We start from the raw sequence: 20,144 nt of genomic DNA, 5'->3' as shown, positions 1-20,144 counted from the left end.
CCATGCACCCATGGATTCTGCTCAGGGGCCTCACGCGCGAGGCAGCGCACTGGGGGGCGTTTGCCGAAGCGTTCGAGCGCGCTCTGCCGGGTGCCCGCGTCGTGGCGCAGGACCTGCCAGGCAATGGCCTGCTGCACGGGGCGGTTTCGCCCGTTACGGTGCGGGGCATGGTGGAGCGCTGCCGCGCAGGTCTGGCTGAGCGGGGCTTGCGGCCACCGTTTAGGGTGCTGGCCATGTCGCTGGGTGCCATGGTGGCGACCGAGTGGGCACGGGTGGCGCCTGAAGAGCTGGCGGGGTGTGTGTTGATCAACACCAGCTTGCGGCCCTTCAGCCCCTTCTACCACCGGCTGCGGCCAGGCAACTATCTGCACGTGCTGCGCTGCGCCTTGCCATGGAGCAGCCCGCAAACCATTGAACAGGCCGTGCTGCGGATGACCAGCAATCTCGCCTCCGTCCAGGGGGCCGTGGTGGAGGACTGGGTGGCCCTGCGCAGACAGCGGCCGGTTTCGACTGCCAACGCCCTGCGCCAGTTGCTGGCTGCAGCGCGCTACACCGCGCCTGCTGCGCTGCCCCTGGCGCCGGCGTCGGAAATCCCGCGCATATTGCTCTTGGCCAGCCAGCACGACAGGCTGGTGTCCAGCCAATGCTCGCAGGCCATCGCAGGGGCCTGGGGGGTGCCGCTGCGGATGCACCCCTATGCCGGACATGACCTTCCACTGGATGATGCGCAATGGGTCATTGGGCAGGTACGGGCATGGATGGAGGGTTCCGTGTGAGCTGGCGCAGATGCCGCACAGGTGCTCATTCACCCAGACCCGCAAGCCCGCCCTGTGCCACCAGTTCGCGGTACCACTCCTGGTAGCCGGCGCTGCTGGGGTGCAGCCCGTCGGCGGCATTCAGTGTCTTGCTGCGCGCCACGAACGGATCTTCGTTGCGCGGCTTGAGCAGGCGCACATAACGCACCTGGCGCGTGGCCGCGATGCCTTTGACCATGGTGTGCAGGCTCTCGGACCGGCGCGACATGGCCCAAGAAACCGGGGGAATAAAAAACGGCGCGTGCCCCACGTTGCCACAGGGCATCAGCACCACATGCTGGCCTTTTTGGCGGGCCAGGGTCACCACCTGTTCGATCTGTGGGCGCAGGGTGTCCAGTGCGGTCAATCGGATCACGTCGTTGCCACCGGCGAGCACCAGCACCAGGTCGTAGCCGGTAGACGCCCGCTCCAGCTGGGCTGCCACGTCGGCGTAGCGTGCTCCGTTGGCGGCCGGGTTGTCGATGCGCCACTGCGGGTGGTCCTGGCCGATGCGCCCGGGCAGGCTCTCGAGCGGGATGCTGGCTCCCGTGCCCACTGCCGTGCTGTCGCCCACCACCAGAACCCGCCGCACGGGCTCGACTGGCTGCGCCGTGTACGGCTGGGCGTCGCGAGCCAAGTCAGCGGCAGTCCACATGCGCCAGGGCGCGCATGCCGTGAGCACCAGGGCGCCTGTGGCAATCGCCACCACGGTCGCCACGCGGTGGGACGGGACGGCGCAAGTGGGGAAGGGGGGTTTCATGGGGCGGGCTGCGGCAAGGGTAGTAGGACCTTGCTGCAGCCTACCGGCAGGCAGGGACTGTGTGCGTCGGTGGCAGGCCGTGGGACGCGTAGGACAGGCGCGACGTTGCCGGCGACTCGGTGGCCTGGACTGCTATTGCTTGAAGACGACCGCTTCGAGTGCCATCGCCCGGATCGACTCGGCCGCTGCATCGGCCTGGGCCCGGCTGTCGTAAGGCCCCACGCGCACGCGGATGCGCCGGCCCTTGGTGTTGTTCAGCTCCTGGCGGAAGGCGGGCAGCCCCTCGTTGAGCAGCCGTGCCTGGGCCTTGCGGGCGTTGGCCTCGTCGGCAAAGAGCCCCACGTTGATGTAGTAGCCCGCTGCCGTGCCCACGGTGGGCAGGGCGGCGGAGGCGGCTGGCGCAGCGGCCGATGCGGGGGCTTTGGCCGTTTTGGCCTTGGGTGTGGAGGCCGCGCGGCTGGCGGGCTCGGCGGGGGGCGTTGCCTTTGCTGCGGGCTTGGGTGTCGCTGCGGCTGGCGCTGAGGTCGGTGTTTTGGAAACCGAGGGGGCTGCGGAAGCGGCAGGCTGTGCGGGAGCGTTGGGCTCGGAGGGCAACGCCTGTGTGCTGGCTTGCGCGGGGGCTTTTGGTGCTTTGGTGACCGGGGCCGCAGGCTGGGTGGTGGAGGGGGTCACCGGCGCAGACGCGGCCAGGGCGGGCGGCGCCACTGCGGCAGCGGCGGCAGGGGCCGAGGCCGCGGTGGAGGGAGCGGCTGGGGTCGGGGTCGCTTCCGCAGATACCGGTACGGGTGCAGGCGTGGCGGCGGGCGTTGGCGTTGGCGCAGATGCCGCCGGGCTGGGCCGGGATGCGGCCGTCGCTGTGGCTTGGGCCACGGTCACGGCGGGTTCCAGGGCCAGAGGCTGGGTGCCTGAAGGGGCCCAGACCAGGTACGCCAGTGCGGCTGCGGCTACCAACACCAGATTGGCCAGCACCAGCCCCTGCAGCCGCTTGCGTGAGCTGGCCTGCTTCTCCAGCAGCACACAGGCCTCGGGCAACGTGCGGGAGGCGGCCAGCGCGCGGGCCACACGCTTGCGGATGTCGGCATACAGGATGGCGTTGCCATACAGGCCCGGCACCGCAAAGGCCAGCATTGCAAAGGCGCCCAGCACGCCCAGTTCCACGCCCGGCGGCCATTGCAGGAACGTCCGCCCAATGCCGTACACGATCAGCGCGAGCCCCTCGGCGGCCGCCAGGTAGACCAGCGCGGGAGTCCACAGCTGCCGGAACAGCATCCAGTTGAGGGTGGCCAGGCAGGCTGCCCAGTTCCAGGTGGTGGTGGTGCGGCCCGTGTTGTCAAAGCGCTCGAAGACGGCCATGTAGTAGGCCGTGTTCACGGGCCCCAGTGCCAGCCGGGACAGCGCCGTCATGGCGTTGTCAGACGGTGAGTCGAGCGACATGGCCGGGATGATGGAGGCGACAGGATCCGTGTGGTCGAGCATGGGCCGATTCTGTCATGGGCCGATGTTTGCGCCACCTGGTTTGCGCACGGGTACAGCGAGGGCGCAACGCCTCCACACCCCGTGGGTACACCGCCGGAGCCAGCCCACACCCCATCAACACGATGTAAACCGTCGAATATTGATGAAAATGGCCTCTGGCGCTTATCTGGTAAGCGCTAAATGCTATTAAAAATATAGCATTTACTGAAGATGCGGTGGTACGTCAGGTCCCGCGCACCATGGCCATGATCTTGCCGGCGTCCAGCGTGGCGGCCTTCTGCTGGATCTGCGGCAGGTACTGCGACTGCATCTGCTTGGCGGGGCCGAGCAGGCTTTGGAAGGTATCGCGCAGCATGGCCGTGCTCATCACCCGGCCGCCAGCGTAGTAGCGCTTGGCCACCTGGCCCAGCGCATAGGTGGTGGCAAACGAAAACGCCATGCCCGTGGCCGCGCCGCCCAGTCCACCGAGGGTCCGGCCCGCCACCTTGCCCAGCAGGCCGCCCAGCAGCTTGCGGCCAAACTGCTCCAGGTACTGGGACGTCATGCCCACGCCCGCAGCGGCGATGAACTCCTTGATGTGGCCCTGGTCCAGCTCCACGCCGTGCGCCTTGCCGATGCCGTAGACCATCTTCACCTGCATCGGGATAATGGCCATCGATGCCCAGGACTGCGGCAGCAGCTCCAGTGCACCGTTGAGCAGCGCGTAGTTCAGGATGGACTTGTCGAGCTCGGCGTCGCCGGGGCCGGTGGGTGCGGGCCTGGCAGCCGGCACGGGGACGGATGCGGGCGACGGCGCCGATGCAGCGGCATAGGCCGCAGCGCTTGTGGCCGCGCCTGCCACGCCCCAAGGCACGGCAGAGGGTGATGCCGTCTCGGCCACGTCGACCAACGCGTCAGCCTCCTGGTCAAAGGCTGCGGTCTGTTGTGCACCCAGCTGCAGTGCGGTCTTGAGCGTGGCCAGGAACTGCGCCTCCGCAGGCGTCTGCCGGCCATCCACGTCACACACGCACACGGCCATCTCGTAGGCCAGCTGGCGGTGCATGGGCTCGTTCAAGGCCTGCGCGGCCGCCTGCACGCTGGTGCGCTGGAGCAGCACGTCCTGGTAAATGCGCGGGAGGTCTGCCATGCCTGCATCGCCCGCGAGCGACTGGGCAATGCGGCGGATCTCTTCGCGCTCGGCGTCGTCCTTGTTGCCGTCTGCAAATGCGGCCAGGAGGGCGATGGTGAGGATGGATTTTTGCTGGTCCAGGTTCATGGGGTGTTGCCTGCGAAGGCGTTGGGTGAAAACGGTGGGGCGCTCGCCTGGGTGGGCCAGTCGCGGCGTATGCGGATCAGATGCAGTCTAGGCAACCGCGTTTCAACGCCACAGCTTGTGGGGAATTGGCCGCGCGTGGTAACCAGGTGCTTCTTGGCCGGGGCGGGGTTTTCCCTTGGGTATTTGGGCGACTGTGCGCAAACGCCCTGTGTGCCTACAGTGCCAGCATGTCTCCCCGGCCGTGGAGATTGGTGACCCTGAAAACTTCTGTTGTGGAGTGCACTCGATGAACATCGCCCACCTGCTGCGCCGCAGCGCTTTGCTGCATGCCCACCAGCCCGCTGTGCTGCAGGGGGGCGACGTGCTGTGGTCCTACCGCGACCTGGGCGCTCGCGCCGCCGCCCTGGCGGGCTATCTGCGCGTGCAATGTGGCGTGGCCCCCGGCGACCGTGTGGCCATCTATGCCGCCAATGCGCCCGAGTATCTGGAGGCGCTGCACGCCATTGTGTGGGCCGGGGCGGTGTCGGTGCCCGTCAATTACAAGCTGCATGCCAAGGAGCTGGCCTACGTGCTGGCGGACTCTGGCGCGCGCGTGGTGTTGGCATCACAGGCCCTGGCATCTGCCGCGCAGGAGGCGGGGGCGATGGACGCCGGTTTGCTGGTCTTCGGCTCCGACGCATACCGCGCCGCAGTGGCATGCGCACCCATGGAAGTCTGTGACCGCGCACCCGAGGATGTCGCCTCGCTGTTCTACACATCGGGCACCACCGGCCGCCCCAAAGGCGTGATGCAGACCCACCGCAACCTGCTGGCCATGACGGCCTGCTACTTCACCGACGTGGACGACGTGCTGCCCGGCGACGCCATGGTCTACGCCGCGCCTATGTCGCACGGCGCGGGCCTTTATAACTACGCACAGGTGCTGCGCGGCGGGCGGCACGTGGTGCCGGTGTCGGGCGGCTTCGAGCCTGCGGAGCTGGTGCAGCTTGCGGCATCGGTGGGCCAGCTCACACTGTTTGCTGCGCCCACCATGGTGCACCGGCTGGTGGAGCACGTGCAGGCCACCAGCGCAGATGTGACCGGCTTCAAAACCATCGTCTACGGCGGCGGCCCCATGTATGCCGACGACCTGCGCAACGCCATGGCCGTGATGGGCAACGATCGCTTCGTGCAGATTTACGGCCAGGGCGAAAGCCCCATGACGATCACGGCGCTGTCACGCGCGCATCTGGCCGACACCGCCCATCCCCGCTGGGCCGACCGCATGGCCTCGGTCGGCGTGGCGCAGTCGCTGGTGGAGGTGCGCGTGGTCGACGCCCAAGGCCAGAGCGTACCCACCGGCGAGACCGGCGAGGTGGTGGTGCGCGGCGATACCGTCATGCCCGGCTACTGGAACAGCCCCGCCGCCACGGCGCAGACGCTGCGTAACGGCTGGCTGTACACGGGTGACACGGGCAGCCTGGATACCGACGGCTTCCTCACGCTCAAGGACCGCTCCAAGGACGTGATCATCTCGGGCGGCTCCAACATCTACCCGCGCGAGGTCGAAGAGGTGCTGCTGCTTCACCCCCAGGTACACGAGGTCGCCGTGGTGGGGCTGCGCGATGCGGAATGGGGCGAGGTGGTGATTGCCTTTCTCGTCGCTGGCGGGGGCCCGCCTATCGCGGATACGGTGCTGGACGCCCTGTGCCTGGAGCACATCGCGCGCTTCAAGCGGCCCAAGGTGTACCGTTGGGTGGAGGCGCTGCCAAAGAACAGTTATGGGAAGGTGTTGAAGACAGAGCTGCGGGAGTGGTTGCGCTAAGGCGCGTCCGTGTCAACAGGTGCCCGCCCGCGTGGCGAGTGGACGCCCCGCTGGAAGCTGTCAGGCCACTTTGGACCAGATGGGCGTCAGTGCCGTGACCTGAGGAGGACCGGCCAGCAAAGGCTCAACGTCTTTCAGGTACGCGGCGTAGATGCTCGTTTTCAGAAATTCCTGGGAGGCTTCAACGCTTGAATACTGCTGGAATGCGCAGATGGAATCCGGGTCGGCATTGTCAAAGCAGTAGAAGTAGGCCGTATGGCCTGGGTTGGACGCAATGGCCGGTGCCATGTGCTTTTCCCAGATTTTTCGGACCTCCTCGCGTTTTCCAGGCAGCGTCTTGTGCTTGATGATGAGTGCAAATGCGGTCATTGCGATCCTTTTGGCGATGGTGAATCAAAGGGCCTGGCTCAGTGCATACCGCCATGCACTATATCCCCCGCCTGTACACGGAGCACAGGGAGGAAGATCGACGTACGGCCCGCCGATTTGGGCATGGGGTGGACCGTCGCGTCGGGCTGGCAACCACTCTGTGGCACCCTAGTAAACCCGGCGACTGCACGGGTATGGCTCCACGCCTACGATGCCGCATCTTTCCTCACTGGAACCCGCATGACCACGACCCTCAAGATCGATTTCGTCTCCGATGTCTCCTGCCCCTGGTGCATCATCGGCCTCAAGGCGCTGGAGCAGGCGGCCGACCGGCTGAAGGGCGAGGTTGCACTGGATCTGCACTTTCAGCCCTTCGAGCTGAACCCGCAGATGGCGCCAGAAGGTCAGGACATTGGTGAGCATCTGCATGAAAAATACGGCGCGACGCCCGAGCAGAGCCAGAAGAACCGCGAGGCCATCGCTGCACGCGGCGCGGAACTGGGCTTTACCTTCAGCATGGACAAGCGCAGCCGCATCTACAACACCTTTGATGCGCACCGGCTGCTGCACTGGGCTGAAGAAAAGGGCGTGCAGCCCGCGCTGAAGAAGGCGCTGTTCAAGGCCTATTTCACCGACGGCCAGAACCCCAGCGACCACGAGGTGCTGGTGCGTGTGGCCGAGGAGGTGGGGCTTGACGCTGGTGAGGCGCGTGCGCTGCTGGCGTCCGACCGCTACGCCGACGAGGTGCGTGAACGCGAGCAGCTGTATCTGCAAAACGGCATTCACTCGGTGCCCGCCATCATCATCAACGAGCGCCACCTGATCCAGGGCGGTCAGCCGGTGGAGGTGTTCGAGCAGGCCCTGCGGCAGATTGCAGCGCAGGGCTGACCCGCCTTGGGGATGGAGTTTGCTATTCATTAGATAGCTGTAAACGTTCTACGTAAAAGCGCTAATGGCCGATTTGACTAGGAAATTGCAGCTGAGGCGCTAGTTTTTTACAGGTCTTGCGGGTGCTGCGTGGCGGAATGCCAGCCGCTTCCCTCAGCTTCGCGGTGCAATGGCCCTGGCTGACTCTGCGGGCCACGAAGCTGAAGGCCTCATTCCAGCGCCTGCAGCAGCGTCTGCGCCCACTCGATCTCGCAAACTTCAAAGCGGATGCCGCGTTGGAGGATGGCTCGCTGGATGCGGTCCCGGCGGCTCAGGCCCTCCAGCTCGGGGAAGTCACGCTGCTCAATGGCCTGGTATTCGGCCAGGCGGGCCTGGTGCAGCGCCATATAGGCCTGGGCCTCGGGCCGCAGGTCCAGCTCTTCCATCACGGCGGCTGCGCGGACCTTGAGCGTGAAGGCATCGCGTGGCAACAGGTGTTCAGCGGGCTCGGCCGTCCAGCGGGCGAGTTCGCCCCGACCCGCGGGCAAGACCTGGTAAACCCGTTTGCGCGTGCGGCCCGCGTCGTCCGCTGCCTGGCCTTCGATCCAGCCTGCGGCTTCCATTCGGCCCAGTTCGCGGTAGATCTGCTGGTGGGTGGCGTGCCAGAAGTAACCGATGGAGCGCTCAAAGCGCCGTGCCAGCTCGAACCCGGAGGAGGGTTTTTCCAGCAAGGAAATCAACAGGGCGTGGCTCATCGACATGGCCGGCAGTCTAGCTTGTGAAAAATCAATGCAACCAGTTGCATTGACGGGTTGGGTAGCATATATTTATGCAACTGGTTGCATTGTTTGGGCAGCCATCTGTCGCCGTTGTCCTGCCATCCCCCACTGGAGCCACCATGTCATTGCCCGCCTCGCGCCTGCCAGCCCCGCTCAACCGCCTGCCGTTCCCGGTGATCGCCTCGCCGCTGTTCATCATCAGCACGCCCCAGCTGGTGATCGCCCAGTGCAAGGCGGGTGTTGTGGGCTCCATGCCGGGGCTCAATGCCCGGCCTGCCTCGCTGCTCGATGAGTGGCTGGCCGAAATCACCGAAGCGCTGGAGGCCCACAATCGGGCGCACCCCGACAAGCCCGCCGCGCCTTTTGCCATCAACCAGATCGTGCACAAAAGCAATGAGCGGCTGGAGCACGACATGGCACTGTGCGTGAAGTACAAGGTGCCCATCATCATCACGTCGCTCGGGGCCCGCGAAGACATCAATGCCGCCGTGCACAGCTATGGTGGCGTGGTGCTGCACGACGTGATCAACAACAGTTTTGCGCGCAAGGCGGTGGACAAGGGGGCCGACGGGCTGATTGCCGTGGCGACTGGCGCAGGTGGGCATGCGGGGGTCAAGAGCCCGTTTGCGCTCATCCAAGAAATCCGCCAGTGGTTTGACGGCCCTCTCGCGCTTTCGGGTGCGATTGCAACCGGTGGCGGCATCCTGGCTGCCCAGTCCATGGGGGCAGACTTTGCCTACATCGGCTCGGCTTTCATCGCCACCGAAGAGGCTCGCGCCGTGGAGGGCTACAAGCAGGCCATCGTGAACTCCAGCTCAGACGATATCGTCTACAGCAACCTGTTCACGGGGGTGCACGGCAACTACCTGCGGCCGTCCATCGTGGCCGCGGGGCTGGATCCTGAAAACCTGCCCACCAGCGACCCCAGCAAGATGAACTTTGGCGGGGGCGCCGCCAAGGCCTGGAAGGACATCTGGGGCTGCGGCCAGGGCATCGGCGCCATCAACGCCATCCGGTCTACCAGTGACTATGTCGACCAATTGAAGCGGGAATACAACCAGGCCCGCAGGTCGCTGCTCGAGGTGGCCTGAACCGGCCAGCACATAGGCCAGGGCGGCTCGGCCCCGGCGGTTACTTGCGCAGCGGTATCACCGTGGCCCGGTCCACCGGCACGGCGGTCACACTGTTCTGGGGTGATCCGTCGATGAGCTTTTCGGAGTAGGTGAGGTAGACCAGCGTGTTGCGGGCCGGGTCCACCATGCGCACGATGCGCAGGCGTTTGAACAGGATGGACATGCGTTCGCTGAACACTTCTTCCTGCTTTTTGAGCGGTTCGGGGAAGCTGATCGGCCCCACTTGACGGCAGGCGATGGAGGCTTCGGCGCGGTCTTCGGCCAGGCCCAAGGTGCCTTTGATGCCGCCGGTGCGTGCGCGGGAGACGTAGCAGGTCACGCCCAGCACAGCCGGGTCGTCATAGGCCTCCACGATGATGTCGTGGTCGCGACCTAGCCACTGGAAGGCCGTGTCCACCGTGCCGACTTTTTCGCCCGATGCCGCCTGGGCCAGTCCGGCACCGCCCATCACCCCAGCGATAGCGAGCAGCACGGCCGTTGCAAAGCGCGCGCCCTTGCCGGGCACTGCAGGCTTTGTCATGCGGCGGCTCCGGCTTCGCTGCAGCGCTGGGCCAGGTGGGCCAGCGCTTCTTCCACCTGGTCCACCAGCACCAGGCACAGGTCACCGGGCTGCAGGCGGGCCAGGGCCGCATCGATGGCAATGAACTCGCCCCGGATTTCTTCGACATGGGTGGTGCGCGATGCGCCCGCCAGGCCCTCGCGCAGCAGTGCCATCACTTCGCCATCCGCGCGGCCGCGCTGGGCGGCATCCTGGTACAGGATCACGTCGTCGAACGCGGCACCCAGGATCACGGTCTGGTCGCGGATGTCCTCGTCACGCCGGTCGCCGGCGCCGCTGATCACCACGCTGCGGCGGTTGGCTGGCAGCGCTTCGACAGCGCCGACCAGTGCGCGCATGGCGTCGGGGTTGTGACCGTAGTCGGCGATAACGGTGGCGCCGCGGTAGTCCATGATGTTGAAGCGGCCGGGTGCGTTGTCGCTGTCGTTCACGAAGCCCGACAGGCCGCGGCGGATGGTCTGCCAGGGCATGCCCACGCCCCAGGCGGCGGCCACGGAGGCCATGACGTTCTCGACCTGGAAGCCGATCTTGCCGTTGCGCGTGATGGGCACGTCGCGCAGGTGGATGGTCTCGCGCCACGATCCTTCCGAGGCCACGATGGAGTCGCCGTCCACGTACACGGTGCGGTGGCCTTGTGCGCGGTGCGTGGCCATCACGGGGTGGTGGCGGTCGCTGGCAAAGAAGATGATCTTGCCGGGGCAGGCAGGCGCCATCGCGGCGACGATGGGGTCGGCCGCGTTGAGCACGCCGTAGCCTGTGGTGGCCACGTTCTGCACGATCACGCGTTTCAGGACGGCCAGGTCTTCCACCGTGGTGATGTAGTTCAGGCCCAGGTGGTCGCCCGCGCCGATGTTGGTGACCACGGCTACCTGGCAGCGGTCAAAACCCAGGCCTTCGCGCAGGATGCCGCCGCGGGCGGTCTCGAACACGGCTGCGTCCACCTCGGGGTGCAGCAGCACGTTGCGGGCGCTCTTGGGGCCACTGCAGTCGCCGCTGTCGATCTGGCGGCCGTTCACGTACACGCCGTCGGTGTTGGTCATGCCCACGCGCAGGCCCTGGGCGGTGAACAAATGGGCGATGAGGCGGGCCGTGGTGGTTTTGCCGTTCGTGCCGGTGACGGCCACGGTGGGGATGCGGCCGTCGTCGCCATGGGCATACAGCTTGTCGACCATGGCCTGGCCCACGTTGCGGGGCTTGCCGTAGCTGGGCGCCAGGTGCATGCGCAAGCCGGGGGCGGCGTTCACTTCGACAAAGCCGCCGCCTTGCTCTTCCAGCGGGCGCAGCACGGTCTCGGCGACCATGTCCACGCCGCAGATGTGCAGGCCCACCATCTGGGCGGCGGCCACGGCGCGTGCAGCCACTTCAGGGTGCACGTCGTCGGTCACGTCGGTGGCGGTGCCGCCGGTGGAGAGGTTGGCGTTGTTGCGCAGGATGACGCGCTGGCCCTTGGCGGGGACGGAGTCGGGTTTCAGATCTTGCATGGCAAGACGGGCCACAGCGATGTCATCGAGGCGGATCTTGGTGAGCGATGTAGCGTGGCCTTCGCCCCGGCGTGGGTCCAGATTGACCTGGTCCACGAGTTCGCGCACCGTGTGTTGGCCGTCGCCCAGCACCTGGGGCGGTTCGCGGCGTGCGGCGGCCACGAGCTGGTCGCCGACGACCAGCAGACGGAAATCATGGCCGGGCAAAAAGCGCTCGACCATCACGGTGCCGTGTTCGGCGGCGGTGCGGAAGGCTTCTTCCAGCTGTGCGCGGTCGGTAATGTTGACCGTCACGCCCTTGCCCTGGTTTCCGTCCTGGGGCTTCACGACCACCGGCAAGCCGACTTTGAGCGCCACTTCCCAGGCTTCGTCCACGGTCTCGACGGGTTTGCCCAGCGGCACCGGCACGCCGGCAGCGTGCAGCAGGCGCTTGGTCAGGTCCTTGTCCTGGCCGATGGATTCGGCCACGGCGCTGGTCGAGTCGACCTCGGCGGCCTGGATGCGGCGCTGCTTGGAGCCCCAGCCGAACTGCACCAGGCTGCCGCGCGTGAGGCGGCGGTACGGAATGCCGCGTGCCACCGCCGCGTCCACGATGGAGCCGGTGCTCGGGCCCAGGCGCTCGTCTTCGTCGAGTTCGCGCAACTCTGCAATGACCGCATCGGCGTCAAAAGTCCCGGTGCCCTGTGCAGCTTCGACGAGCTGCTGTGCGTATTCAAAGGCCTTGCGGCCCACGGCTTCCTCGCTGTATTCGACGACCACCTGGTACACGCCTGCGTCGGTGGTGGCGGTGGTGCGCGCAAAGGTCACCGGGCAGCCGGCCTGCGCCTGAAGGGCCAGCGCAGCAGCTTGGAGCACATGGGCCAGCGAAATTTCGCCGCCGCCGCTTTCAGGGTGCAGGGCACCGATGGCGGGGAACAGCGCCCGCAGCCGGGTTTCGAATCCGGGCATCTGGCCCACGGCGCGCTCGGCTTCCGAGCAGGCCACCACGGCTTCAATGGCCATGTGGCGGCTCCAGAGATTGGGGCCACGCAGGGCCCGGGTGCGGGATACATCCATGGGGGTCTCTTTCAGTAATCGATCGGGGCTCGCGGGCCGCGTTCCAGTCGAAGTCTTGCGTTGCTTGGCGGGATGGATCAGGAGGGCAATCCGGCCGGGGCGGGCAGGTCGGGTTCGAAGGTCTTGATGCCCGCGCCGATGAGGTCGGGGGCAATGTCCAATGCCCAGGCGGCGCCGATGGCAGCCAGCAGCGCGTCGGTGTCGGGCGCCACGGCATTGCGGCCAAAGGTCAGGTCCGCCAGCGAGCCCAGCACATGTTCGGCACTGCCGGTGGCCAGCACTACGCGCCCGTTCTTGACGACCACGGCGCGGCCGTTGTCCTTGGCGCGGTGTTCCATGATCACAGGCAGGGTTGCGTCCTGGGCATACAGCACGACGGCGCCATCCGACAGCGGGGCCAGATTGGCCACCTGCGGGATTGCGGCATTCAGCACGGCAGCGCCTTCGGCCAGCACCACGTCCACCTGGGTGCGCATCACCTTGGTCATCTGGTCCTGCTCATGCACATCGAACTCGGCCAGCGTTTCCACACCGTCCATGTCCGTGACCACACCCACCTGGCAGCGGTCGTAGGCCAGGCCGTCGCGCAGGATGGTGCGCGCATTGCTTTCGATCACGGCGGCCTGCACCATCTTGTTCATGAGCAAGCGGTGTGCGGCTTCCCAGTGGGCGCAATCGGTCGATTCGACGCAGCGGCGGTCCAGGAAAAGCCCTTCGCGGCAGGCCAGGCCCGTGTGGTGTCCGCTCAGGTGCAGCAGCCAGGCCACTACGCGGGCGATGGTGGAGGAGCCGCGCGTGCCGGCCACGCCCACCAGGGGGATGCGGCCTGCCTGGCCTGCGTCGTCTTCCGATGGGAACAGGTGTTCTGCAATGGCCTGGCCCACCGGGCGCGGCGCGCCCACGGCGGGCTTGAGGTGCATCAGCAGGCCTGGGCCTGCATTGACTTCGACAATCGCACCGCCCTGGGCCAGCAGCGGCTTGGAGATATCGAGTGCCACCATGTCGATGCCTGCAATATCGAGGCCCACCACCTTGGCGGCCAAGGCCGCGATATAGGCGACCTCGGGGTGCACGTCGTCCGTGCAATCCACCGCCACGTTCCCGTTGCGCTGCACCACGATGTTCCGGCCCGCTGCTGGCACGGAATCGGCATCAAGCTCCTGGCGCTTGAGTTCCAGCTGCACGGTCACATTGGTCTTGATGTCGATGATTTCGAGCGGGTACTCTTCTTCGTAGCCGCGGCGCGGGTCGGAGTTGAGCTGGGTGTCGATCAGTTCCTTGACGGTGGACCGGCCATTGCCGGTGATGCTCACCACCTCGCCCCGCGCGGCTGCCACCACCTTGCCGCCCACCACCAGCAGGCGGTGCTCGTCGCCGGGGATGAAGCGCTCGACCATCACGTCGCTGCCCTCGGGGTAAGCCACGTGGTAGGCGGCTTCGATGTCTTCCTTCTTGCGCAGGTCCAGGGTCACGCCCCGGCCGTGGTTGCCGTCCGAGGGCTTGACCACCACGGGCAGACCGACGTCCTGTGCGGCCTCCCAGGCTTCCTCGGGGCTGTTGACCACCTGGCCTTCGGGGATCGGGACGCCGCACGACTTGAGCAGGCCCTTGGTCAGGTCCTTGTCGCTGGCAATGCCTTCGGCGATGGCGCTGGTGAATTCGGTCTCCGCCGTCCAGATGCGGCGCTGGCTGGCGCCGTAGCCCAGTTGCACCAGGTTGCCATCATTCAGGCGAATGTGGGGGATGCCACGGTCGGTGGCGGCGGTGACGATGCAGGCGGTGCTGGGGCCGAGGTACTGGTCGTCCACCTCGGTGCGCACGCGGGCCACGGCGGCCTGCACGTCGAAGGGCTCGTCGTTGATGGCCGCCATGATGAGCGCATGGCCCTGGGCGAGCGCCACGCGCGCCACACTCTCGTCGCGGGCACGGAACACCATGCGGTAGACGCCGCGCTGGCTGGTGCTGCGCGTCTGCCCGAAACCGGTGGGCATGCCCGCCAGGTTGAGCAGCTCGATCACGATGTGCTCCAGCACATGGCCACACCAGGTGCCTTCCTGCAGCCGCTGCAGGAAACCGCCGCGCTCGCCCACGCCGCAGTGGTGTTCGATCAGCGCGGGCAGCCAGGCGGTGAGCCGGTCGTTGAAACCGGGAAGGGTGTTGGAGGGGTGGTCCTCCAGCTCTCCCAGGTCCAGCCAGACTTCCAGTACAGGCCGATAGGTCCAGATATTGGGACCGCGCAGGTAGTTGATGCGAAGCAGTTGGATGTCGTTGAGTTTCGCCATGGATTGCAGCGGGTGTGGTTGTCCGGCCGGGTAAGGGCTATGCGGGAGAGGAAGAAACTGTGAAAGGAAACTTTTGTGGACGAGGATTGTGCTCCAGTCCGGGGGCTGCGCGCAGTGTCAGCCAAATGAGCGCCAGAGGCGTTAAATGAGGATGCCGTCGCACAGTGGCATGCAGTATCGGGGAGAATTCGCGCTTTCGCGAGATCGGTCACCGCAGGCAGCCGGGGGCGAAAATACCAACCAAAAATGCAACATCACCATTCTGTGGACGCCTCGGGTGTCTTTTCTGGCCCTCTGGGGGGCGATTTGCGGGCCATGCTCGCCTCCAAAGAGAACGTACTGGCAGCGCTTCAGGTTGACCTGAGCACCGCACTGCGTTTTGCGACAGGCTGGGTGGTGGTGACATCTGAGCGCCTGCTGGCCTGCGATCCGGGCACCACGGTCTGGCAGAGCTGGCCTCTGGGCGACGGCCTGGCGCTCAAGCTCCAGGACCATGGCGGTGTGGGCTCACTGGAGTTGCACGGCCCGCAGGCCCGGTTGGCCCTGTGGCGCTTTACCCTGGCGCACCATGCCCAGGCACTGCGCCTGCTGCAGCGCTTCGAGCAGCAAAGCGCCCGGGGTGACAACGGCGCCGAGGACGAGGCTGACGAACCCGCCTGCCCCACCTGCCATACCCCCCTGCCGCCTGATACCGATGAATGCCCGGCCTGTGCCCGTGCCCAGCCGCCGCAGACCTCTACCTGGGTGCTGCTGCGCCTGTGGCGCTTTGCCCGGCCCTACCGCAAGCAACTGGCGGCCGGTTTTGCACTGACCCTGGCCTCCACGGCGGCCACGCTGGTGCCACCCTACCTCACCATCCCGCTGATGGACGACATCCTGATCCCGTTCCAGAACGGCAAGCAGATCGAGCCTGGCCTGGTGCTGCTGTACCTCAGTGGCCTGCTGGCGTCGGCCCTGGCGGCCTGGGGCCTCTCCTGGGCGCGCACCTACATCCTGGCGCTGGTGTCCGAGCGCATCGGAGCCGACCTGCGCACCACCACCTACGAGCACCTGCTGCGCCTGTCGCTCGACTATTTCGGCGGCAAGCGCACGGGCGACCTCATGGCGCGCATCGGCTCGGAGACGGACCGCATCAACGTTTTCCTTTCGTTGCATGCCCTGGATTTCGTCACTGACGTGCTCATGATCATGATGACGGCAGCCATCCTGTTCTCCATCAACCCCTGGCTGGCGCTGGTGACCCTGGTGCCGCTGCCCTTCATCGCCTGGATGATCCACACCGTGCGCGACCGCCTGCGCACCGGCTTCGAGAAGATCGACCGCGTCTGGTCCGAGGTCACCAACGTGCTGGCCGACACCATCCCCGGCATCCGCGTGGTCAAGGCCTTCGCCCAGGAAAAGCGCGAGGCCCAGCGCTTTCGCGATGCCAACCAGCACAACCTGGAAGTGAACGACAAGCTCAACAAGACCTGGTCGCTGTTCACGCCCACGGTGTCGCTGCTCACCGAAATCGGCCTGCTCGTGGTCTGGGGCTTCGGCATCTGGCTGGTGTCGCGCAACCAGATCACGGTGGGTGTGCTCACCGCCTTCATCGCCTACATCGGGCGTTTCTACAGCCGGCTTGACTCCATGAGCCGCATCGTCTCGGTCACGCAGAAGGCGGCCGCAGGTGCCAAGCGCATCTTCGACATCCTGGACCACGTGAGCAACGTGCCGGATCCGGCCCAGCCGGTCAAAGTGGACAAGGTGCAGGGCGCGATCACCATGCAGGGCGTGGGTTTCCGCTATGGCAGCCGTGCGGTCATCAAGGGGCTGGACCTGGATATCCGCCCCGGCGAGATGATTGGCCTGGTGGGCCACAGCGGCTCGGGCAAGAGCACGCTGGTCAACCTGATCAGCCGTTTTTACGACGTGAGCGATGGCTCGATCCAGGTGGATGGCATCGACATCCGCCGCTTTGCGGTGGCCGACTACCGCCGCCACATCGGCCTGGTGCTGCAAGAGCCCTTCCTGTTCTTCGGCACCATTGCCGAGAACATCGCCTACGGCAAGCCCGAAGCCACGCGCGAAGAGATCGTGGCGGCAGCCCGCGCCGCCCACGCGCACGAATTCATCCTGCGCCTGCCACACGGCTACGACTCGCTGGTGGGCGAACGTGGCCAGGGCCTGTCGGGCGGCGAACGCCAGCGCATCAGCATCGCCCGGGCGCTGCTGATCGACCCGCGCATCCTGATCCTGGACGAGGCCACCTCGGCCGTGGACACCGAGACCGAGAAGGAAATCCAGAAGGCCCTGGACAACCTGGTGCAGGGCCGCACCACGATCGCCATCGCCCACCGCCTGTCCACCCTGCGCAAGGCCGACCGGTTGGTAGTGATGGACCGGGGCGAGGTGGTGGAAGTGGGTCCCCACGACGAACTCATGGAAAAGCAGGGTGCCTACTGGCGGCTGTACGAAGCCCAGGCCCGCCGCGCCGAAGAAGACGCGCAGGCCGCAGGCGTCATCATCGACAGCGGCTTGCTGCACCCCGCCCACCCGGCTGGCAATCCGTGACAACCGCATTGCTGGAAACTGCCATGAACTCCACTTCCTCGCTTTTGCAATCGCTGCCCGCATTCACGCTGGCGCGCAATCCCCACGGCCGGCTGGTCCTGACGCTCGACGGCACAGCCCACGAAGGGGTCACGCCCGTGCGGGCTTTTCCCATCGCCGCGCCAGCCGATGGGCTCTCGCTGATCGGCTCCGACGGCCATGAACTGCTGTGGATTGACCGGTTGGACCAGCTGGAAACCACTGCACGCCAGCTGATCGAGGAAGAGCTGGAAGTGCGAGAGTTTGTGCCCACTATCGAAAAAATCATTGCAGTGTCGAGTTTCTCGACCCCCAGCACCTGGCAGGTAGAGACGGACCGTGGCCCCGCCAGCCTCGTCCTCAAGGCCGAAGAGGACATCCGCCGCCTGGGCGGGCGCACCCGGCTCCTGATCGCCGGGGGCGACGGCGTGCAATTCCGTGTCAAGGACACCACGGCCCTGGACCGGCATTCGCGCCGGCTGCTGGAACGCTTCCTCTGAGAGGCTGAGAGCCTTTTATCCATGCCCGCCTTGCACGCGAAAACGCCCCGGCTCGTCGTTGCAAATGCTCGCCATAGCCCGAGCTATGGCTGTGCTTTGCGCCTAGATCCGAGGCGTTTTCGCGCGCCTTTCGGGCTCGGCTAAAAAACTCTCAGCCTCTGAGCCGCTGGTCCGGCGCGGGCCTTCCCCTGAGGTTTCATCAACAAGGCGCCACCGTGGTGCCAGGCCACGCCGCGCCCGCTCCACGGGCAGTCCAGCTATTTCAAGCCAAGTGTCGGTGATAGGCAGGGGGCGGGATAGGTAGTCATCAATCGCGCCGGTGCGCTCCAAAGCGTGACAAAAATTAGGGAAAACCCTAAATTTTGGTCAATCGGTGAAAAAGACCTAAATTTCCCCTTCTTTTTGCCGTAATGAATTACGAAGACGGCGAAAAAGCCTCTGAATTCCGAGCACATCTATCAACCATTGGGGCCACTGCCATGCAAATGCCACCTGTCGACCGATCGCCGAGTTGGCGTCCTCAGGGCGCTGATTTGTATTCCACTGGCGCCTCTGGCGCGCCGCCGGTGCGGCCCATCAATGCGTCCAACCCCGTCGAATCCATGGACCGGCTGGGGGAGGGCGCCATCGTGCGCGAGCCCGACAAGCCCTCCGCGCCCGACGTGGCCAACCGGGACTGGACCGAGGTCAAGAAAAAGGACACTGTTGAGGAGCCGCCAGAGCCGCCCAAGGAGCCCATCTACAAACAACTGCTGGAGCTGATCCAGTCGATGTGGCGGGCCAGCGGCAGTGCGGTGGAGGTGGCGCAGGACATCAACAAGATGACCCTGCAGGAGCGCATGGCCCAGCAGGTCAAGAATGAGCCGCTGACCTACTCGGACCCCAAGATCAAGCGCACAGGCGGCTTGTGAGGGGTGTGCTCCTGAAATAATAGCTATTAACGCAATCCGGATAAGCGCCAGGGCCAAATTTCATTCAATTTTAGTGGCATTTCCGGCGTCAAGGCCGGGGCGATGAGGCGGGAGCCGTTGCCTGGGCCGCCCGCTGGTGCTCCCGCTCCGCGCGGTACTTGGCGGCAAAGGCCCGCACTTCCTCGTACGACACATAGCCATCCTTGTCCGTGTCTGCATCGTCGAACGCGGCGGCCAGGCGGGGAAAGAGCTTGACCTCGGTGCGGCTGAGCTTTCCATCCCCATTGAAGTCCAGCATCTTGAATTCGCGCATGGCCTTGATCTCTCCCTTGCTCAGGGTCGCCTGTGACTCTGCCGGGGCGCTGACGGCAGGTGGTACCGGCGCAGCGGCAGGAGGTGTGGCCAGTGCGGCGCTGCCCAAGGCTGCCGCCATGGCGCTCACCGCCAGGGAAAATCTGATGCGCAAAACAGGCTCCTTCGTTGGACTGGCAACGATGTTGGCACAGTTGAGCGTGCGCGGGCGGAATGCAACCCAAGCTTTGCAGCTTTCACCCGGTGTTGCAGGGGTTTGCAGAACTTTTCGCAGAAACGCAGGCCGGCGTTCGGCTGCGGTTTACCTGCCTGCAGGGCGCAGAGGGTTGGAGATGCCACTGTTCACATGCCCGGCAGGGACATGGCGGGCCGCCGAGGTCACGTGGCCCGTCTGGTCGTCGAAGAAAAAGTCGGGTTCGAACTCGCGCAGGAATTCGCCCTTGGGCAAGCCGCCCAGGAACATGGCTTCATCCACGTCGATGTTCCAGTCCATCAGCGTGCGGATCGCGCGTTCGTGCGCGGGGGCGCTGCGCGCCGTGACCAGGGCCGTACGGATGCGCATGCCGGTGGTGCCGCCAGCCTCACCGGCGGATTGAAGCCGGTGCAGCGCCGCCAGCAGGGGCTTGAACGGGCCATCGGGCAGGGGCAGGGCGGCCTTGTCGGTCTCGTGCTGCTGGAAGGCGGCCAGGCCTTCGGCCTGGTACACCCGCTCGGCCTCGTCGGAGAACAGCACGGCGTCGCCGTCAAAGGCAATGCGCACTTCCTGCGGGTTCGCGTCGCCGGCCCGCACCGATTCGGTGATCACCCGCGCGGCGGGGTAGCCCAGGTGCAGTGCCTCGCGCACATCGGCCTCGTTGGCCGACAGGAACAGGTGCGCGCCCAGGGGACGCAGATAGCGAAAAGGGTCGCGCCCCTGGGTGAACACGCCGCGCTGGATGGTCGGCAGCCCATGGGCGTTGCAGGAGCGGAACACGCGCATGCCACTGACCGGGTCATTGCGCGAGAGCAGCACCACCTCCACCCGCTGGTGCTCCGAGGTGTTGAAGGCGAGCAGCTTGCGCACCAGCGAGAACGCCACGCCAGGTGCGGCGGGCACGTCCAGGCGCTGGCGTTGCAGGTCCACATAGGCTCGGTCATCGCTCTCGTGCTCGAAGACGCGGTTTTCTTCCTCGAAGTTGAACAGCGCCCGCGAAGAGATCGCCACCACCAGCTTGTCGTCCAGGGTCACGGCCATA

General features: G+C 66.0%; 17 protein-coding genes. 7 read left to right on the top strand and 10 right to left on the bottom strand.

Annotation, left to right across the window (positions count from 1 at the left end; genetic code table 11):
- Positions 1-2 precede the first annotated feature (2 nt).
- Positions 3-776 carry an alpha/beta hydrolase gene (locus ASE39_RS04085; RefSeq protein ID WP_057270241.1) on the top strand — a complete coding sequence of 258 codons (774 nt, stop codon included), beginning with the start codon at positions 3-5 and terminating at the stop codon, positions 774-776.
- 25 nt (positions 777-801) lie between these two features.
- On the opposite strand, the gene ASE39_RS04080 is transcribed toward ASE39_RS04085, so the two are convergent.
- The 3 genes from ASE39_RS04080 to ASE39_RS04070 all read right to left on the bottom strand — a co-directional run bounded on the left by ASE39_RS04080 (position 802) and on the right by ASE39_RS04070 (position 4,285).
- The gene (locus ASE39_RS04080) at positions 802-1,554 is read right to left on the bottom strand and encodes an SGNH/GDSL hydrolase family protein (RefSeq protein WP_057270240.1); all 753 of its coding nucleotides are present in this window, start codon (positions 1,552-1,554) and stop codon (positions 802-804) included.
- 132 nt (positions 1,555-1,686) lie between these two features.
- Positions 1,687-3,030 carry an SPOR domain-containing protein gene (locus ASE39_RS04075; protein ID WP_057226138.1) on the bottom strand — a complete coding sequence of 448 codons (1,344 nt, stop codon included), beginning with the start codon at positions 3,028-3,030 and terminating at the stop codon, positions 1,687-1,689.
- Between the two features lie 223 nt (positions 3,031-3,253).
- The gene (locus ASE39_RS04070; RefSeq protein ID WP_057270239.1) at positions 3,254-4,285 is read right to left on the bottom strand and encodes a DUF533 domain-containing protein; all 1,032 of its coding nucleotides are present in this window, start codon (positions 4,283-4,285) and stop codon (positions 3,254-3,256) included.
- Between the two features lie 286 nt (positions 4,286-4,571).
- Between ASE39_RS04070 and ASE39_RS04065 the strand changes: the two genes are divergently transcribed.
- Positions 4,572-6,089 carry an AMP-binding protein gene (locus ASE39_RS04065; RefSeq protein WP_057270238.1) on the top strand — a complete coding sequence of 506 codons (1,518 nt, stop codon included), beginning with the start codon at positions 4,572-4,574 and terminating at the stop codon, positions 6,087-6,089.
- Positions 6,090-6,149: 60 nt separating this feature from the next.
- Here ASE39_RS04065 and ASE39_RS04060 read toward each other — a convergent pair whose 3' ends face one another.
- Positions 6,150-6,458: an antibiotic biosynthesis monooxygenase gene (locus ASE39_RS04060; protein WP_010466516.1), complete on the bottom strand. Its 309-nt coding sequence runs from the start codon at positions 6,456-6,458 to the stop codon at positions 6,150-6,152.
- A 240-nt stretch (positions 6,459-6,698) separates the two neighbouring features.
- On the opposite strand from ASE39_RS04060, the gene ASE39_RS04055 reads away from it, so the two are divergent.
- Positions 6,699-7,346 carry a DsbA family oxidoreductase gene (locus ASE39_RS04055; protein ID WP_010466514.1) on the top strand — a complete coding sequence of 216 codons (648 nt, stop codon included), beginning with the start codon at positions 6,699-6,701 and terminating at the stop codon, positions 7,344-7,346.
- Positions 7,347-7,555: 209 nt separating this feature from the next.
- Here the strand turns inward: ASE39_RS04055 and ASE39_RS04050 are convergent, their stop codons facing one another.
- Positions 7,556-8,086 carry a PadR family transcriptional regulator gene (locus ASE39_RS04050; protein ID WP_010466513.1) on the bottom strand — a complete coding sequence of 177 codons (531 nt, stop codon included), beginning with the start codon at positions 8,084-8,086 and terminating at the stop codon, positions 7,556-7,558.
- A 137-nt stretch (positions 8,087-8,223) separates the two neighbouring features.
- Here ASE39_RS04050 and ASE39_RS04045 point away from each other — a divergent pair, with 137 nt between their 5' ends.
- Positions 8,224-9,195, top strand: a complete 972-nt coding sequence (locus ASE39_RS04045; protein WP_057270237.1) for a nitronate monooxygenase family protein — start codon at positions 8,224-8,226, stop codon at positions 9,193-9,195.
- Positions 9,196-9,235: 40 nt separating this feature from the next.
- Here ASE39_RS04045 and ASE39_RS04040 read toward each other — a convergent pair whose 3' ends face one another.
- From ASE39_RS04040 to cphA (ASE39_RS04030), 3 genes are all read right to left on the bottom strand, one after another.
- On the bottom strand, positions 9,236-9,685 hold the full coding sequence (locus tag ASE39_RS04040) for a CreA family protein (RefSeq protein ID WP_085940322.1): 450 nt from the start codon (positions 9,683-9,685) through the stop codon (positions 9,236-9,238).
- A gap of 68 nt (positions 9,686-9,753) precedes the next feature.
- Positions 9,754-12,333: a cyanophycin synthetase gene (gene cphA, locus ASE39_RS04035; RefSeq protein WP_010466507.1), complete on the bottom strand. Its 2,580-nt coding sequence runs from the start codon at positions 12,331-12,333 to the stop codon at positions 9,754-9,756.
- Positions 12,334-12,410: 77 nt separating this feature from the next.
- Positions 12,411-14,615: a cyanophycin synthetase gene (gene cphA / locus ASE39_RS04030; RefSeq protein ID WP_057270235.1), complete on the bottom strand. Its 2,205-nt coding sequence runs from the start codon at positions 14,613-14,615 to the stop codon at positions 12,411-12,413.
- Between the two features lie 246 nt (positions 14,616-14,861).
- Here cphA (ASE39_RS04030) and ASE39_RS04025 point away from each other — a divergent pair, with 246 nt between their 5' ends.
- From ASE39_RS04025 to ASE39_RS04015, 3 genes are all read left to right on the top strand, one after another.
- On the top strand, positions 14,862-17,168 hold the full coding sequence (locus ASE39_RS04025; protein ID WP_057270234.1) for an ABC transporter ATP-binding protein: 2,307 nt from the start codon (positions 14,862-14,864) through the stop codon (positions 17,166-17,168).
- Between the two features lie 23 nt (positions 17,169-17,191).
- Positions 17,192-17,686, top strand: a complete 495-nt coding sequence (locus ASE39_RS04020; protein ID WP_010466501.1) for a DUF1854 domain-containing protein — start codon at positions 17,192-17,194, stop codon at positions 17,684-17,686.
- A gap of 479 nt (positions 17,687-18,165) precedes the next feature.
- Complete coding sequence (locus tag ASE39_RS04015) at positions 18,166-18,597, top strand: hypothetical protein (RefSeq protein WP_029414343.1); 432 nt, start codon at positions 18,166-18,168, stop codon at positions 18,595-18,597.
- An 88-nt stretch (positions 18,598-18,685) separates the two neighbouring features.
- On the opposite strand, the gene ASE39_RS04010 is transcribed toward ASE39_RS04015, so the two are convergent.
- A complete protein-coding gene (locus ASE39_RS04010; protein WP_082615315.1) occupies positions 18,686-19,063 on the bottom strand; it encodes an EF-hand domain-containing protein in 378 nt (125 codons plus the stop codon).
- 147 nt (positions 19,064-19,210) lie between these two features.
- Entirely contained in the window at positions 19,211-20,143 is a 933-nt protein-coding gene (locus ASE39_RS04005; protein ID WP_057270232.1) for a 5'-nucleotidase, read from the bottom strand.
- Position 20,144 lies beyond the last annotated feature (1 nt).

This window comes from Acidovorax sp. Root267, assembly GCF_001429215.1.
Taxonomy (GTDB): Bacteria; Pseudomonadota; Gammaproteobacteria; order Burkholderiales; family Burkholderiaceae_C; genus Acidovorax; species Acidovorax radicis.
Note: the sequence above shows the minus strand (reverse complement) of the source record. Positions and strands in the feature narration are given on the sequence as shown.

Coding starts and splice junctions, on each gene's coding strand:
- ASE39_RS04015 (WP_029414343.1), top strand. CDS start 18,166: ATGCAAATGCCACCTGTCGACCGATCGCCGAGTTGGCGTCCTCAGGGC.
- ASE39_RS04085 (WP_057270241.1), top strand. CDS start 3: ATGCACCCATGGATTCTGCTCAGGGGCCTCACGCGCGAGGCAGCGCAC.
- ASE39_RS04025 (WP_057270234.1), top strand. CDS start 14,862: ATGCAACATCACCATTCTGTGGACGCCTCGGGTGTCTTTTCTGGCCCT.
- ASE39_RS04065 (WP_057270238.1), top strand. CDS start 4,572: ATGAACATCGCCCACCTGCTGCGCCGCAGCGCTTTGCTGCATGCCCAC.
- cphA (WP_057270235.1), bottom strand. CDS start 14,615: ATGGCGAAACTCAACGACATCCAACTGCTTCGCATCAACTACCTGCGC.
- ASE39_RS04020 (WP_010466501.1), top strand. CDS start 17,192: ATGAACTCCACTTCCTCGCTTTTGCAATCGCTGCCCGCATTCACGCTG.
- ASE39_RS04070 (WP_057270239.1), bottom strand. CDS start 4,285: ATGAACCTGGACCAGCAAAAATCCATCCTCACCATCGCCCTCCTGGCC.
- ASE39_RS04005 (WP_057270232.1), bottom strand. CDS start 20,143: ATGGCCGTGACCCTGGACGACAAGCTGGTGGTGGCGATCTCTTCGCGG.
- ASE39_RS04080 (WP_057270240.1), bottom strand. CDS start 1,554: ATGAAACCCCCCTTCCCCACTTGCGCCGTCCCGTCCCACCGCGTGGCG.
- ASE39_RS04055 (WP_010466514.1), top strand. CDS start 6,699: ATGACCACGACCCTCAAGATCGATTTCGTCTCCGATGTCTCCTGCCCC.
- ASE39_RS04045 (WP_057270237.1), top strand. CDS start 8,224: ATGTCATTGCCCGCCTCGCGCCTGCCAGCCCCGCTCAACCGCCTGCCG.
- ASE39_RS04075 (WP_057226138.1), bottom strand. CDS start 3,030: ATGCTCGACCACACGGATCCTGTCGCCTCCATCATCCCGGCCATGTCG.
- ASE39_RS04040 (WP_085940322.1), bottom strand. CDS start 9,685: ATGGGCGGTGCCGGACTGGCCCAGGCGGCATCGGGCGAAAAAGTCGGC.
- ASE39_RS04050 (WP_010466513.1), bottom strand. CDS start 8,086: ATGTCGATGAGCCACGCCCTGTTGATTTCCTTGCTGGAAAAACCCTCC.
- cphA (WP_010466507.1), bottom strand. CDS start 12,333: ATGGATGTATCCCGCACCCGGGCCCTGCGTGGCCCCAATCTCTGGAGC.
- ASE39_RS04060 (WP_010466516.1), bottom strand. CDS start 6,458: ATGACCGCATTTGCACTCATCATCAAGCACAAGACGCTGCCTGGAAAA.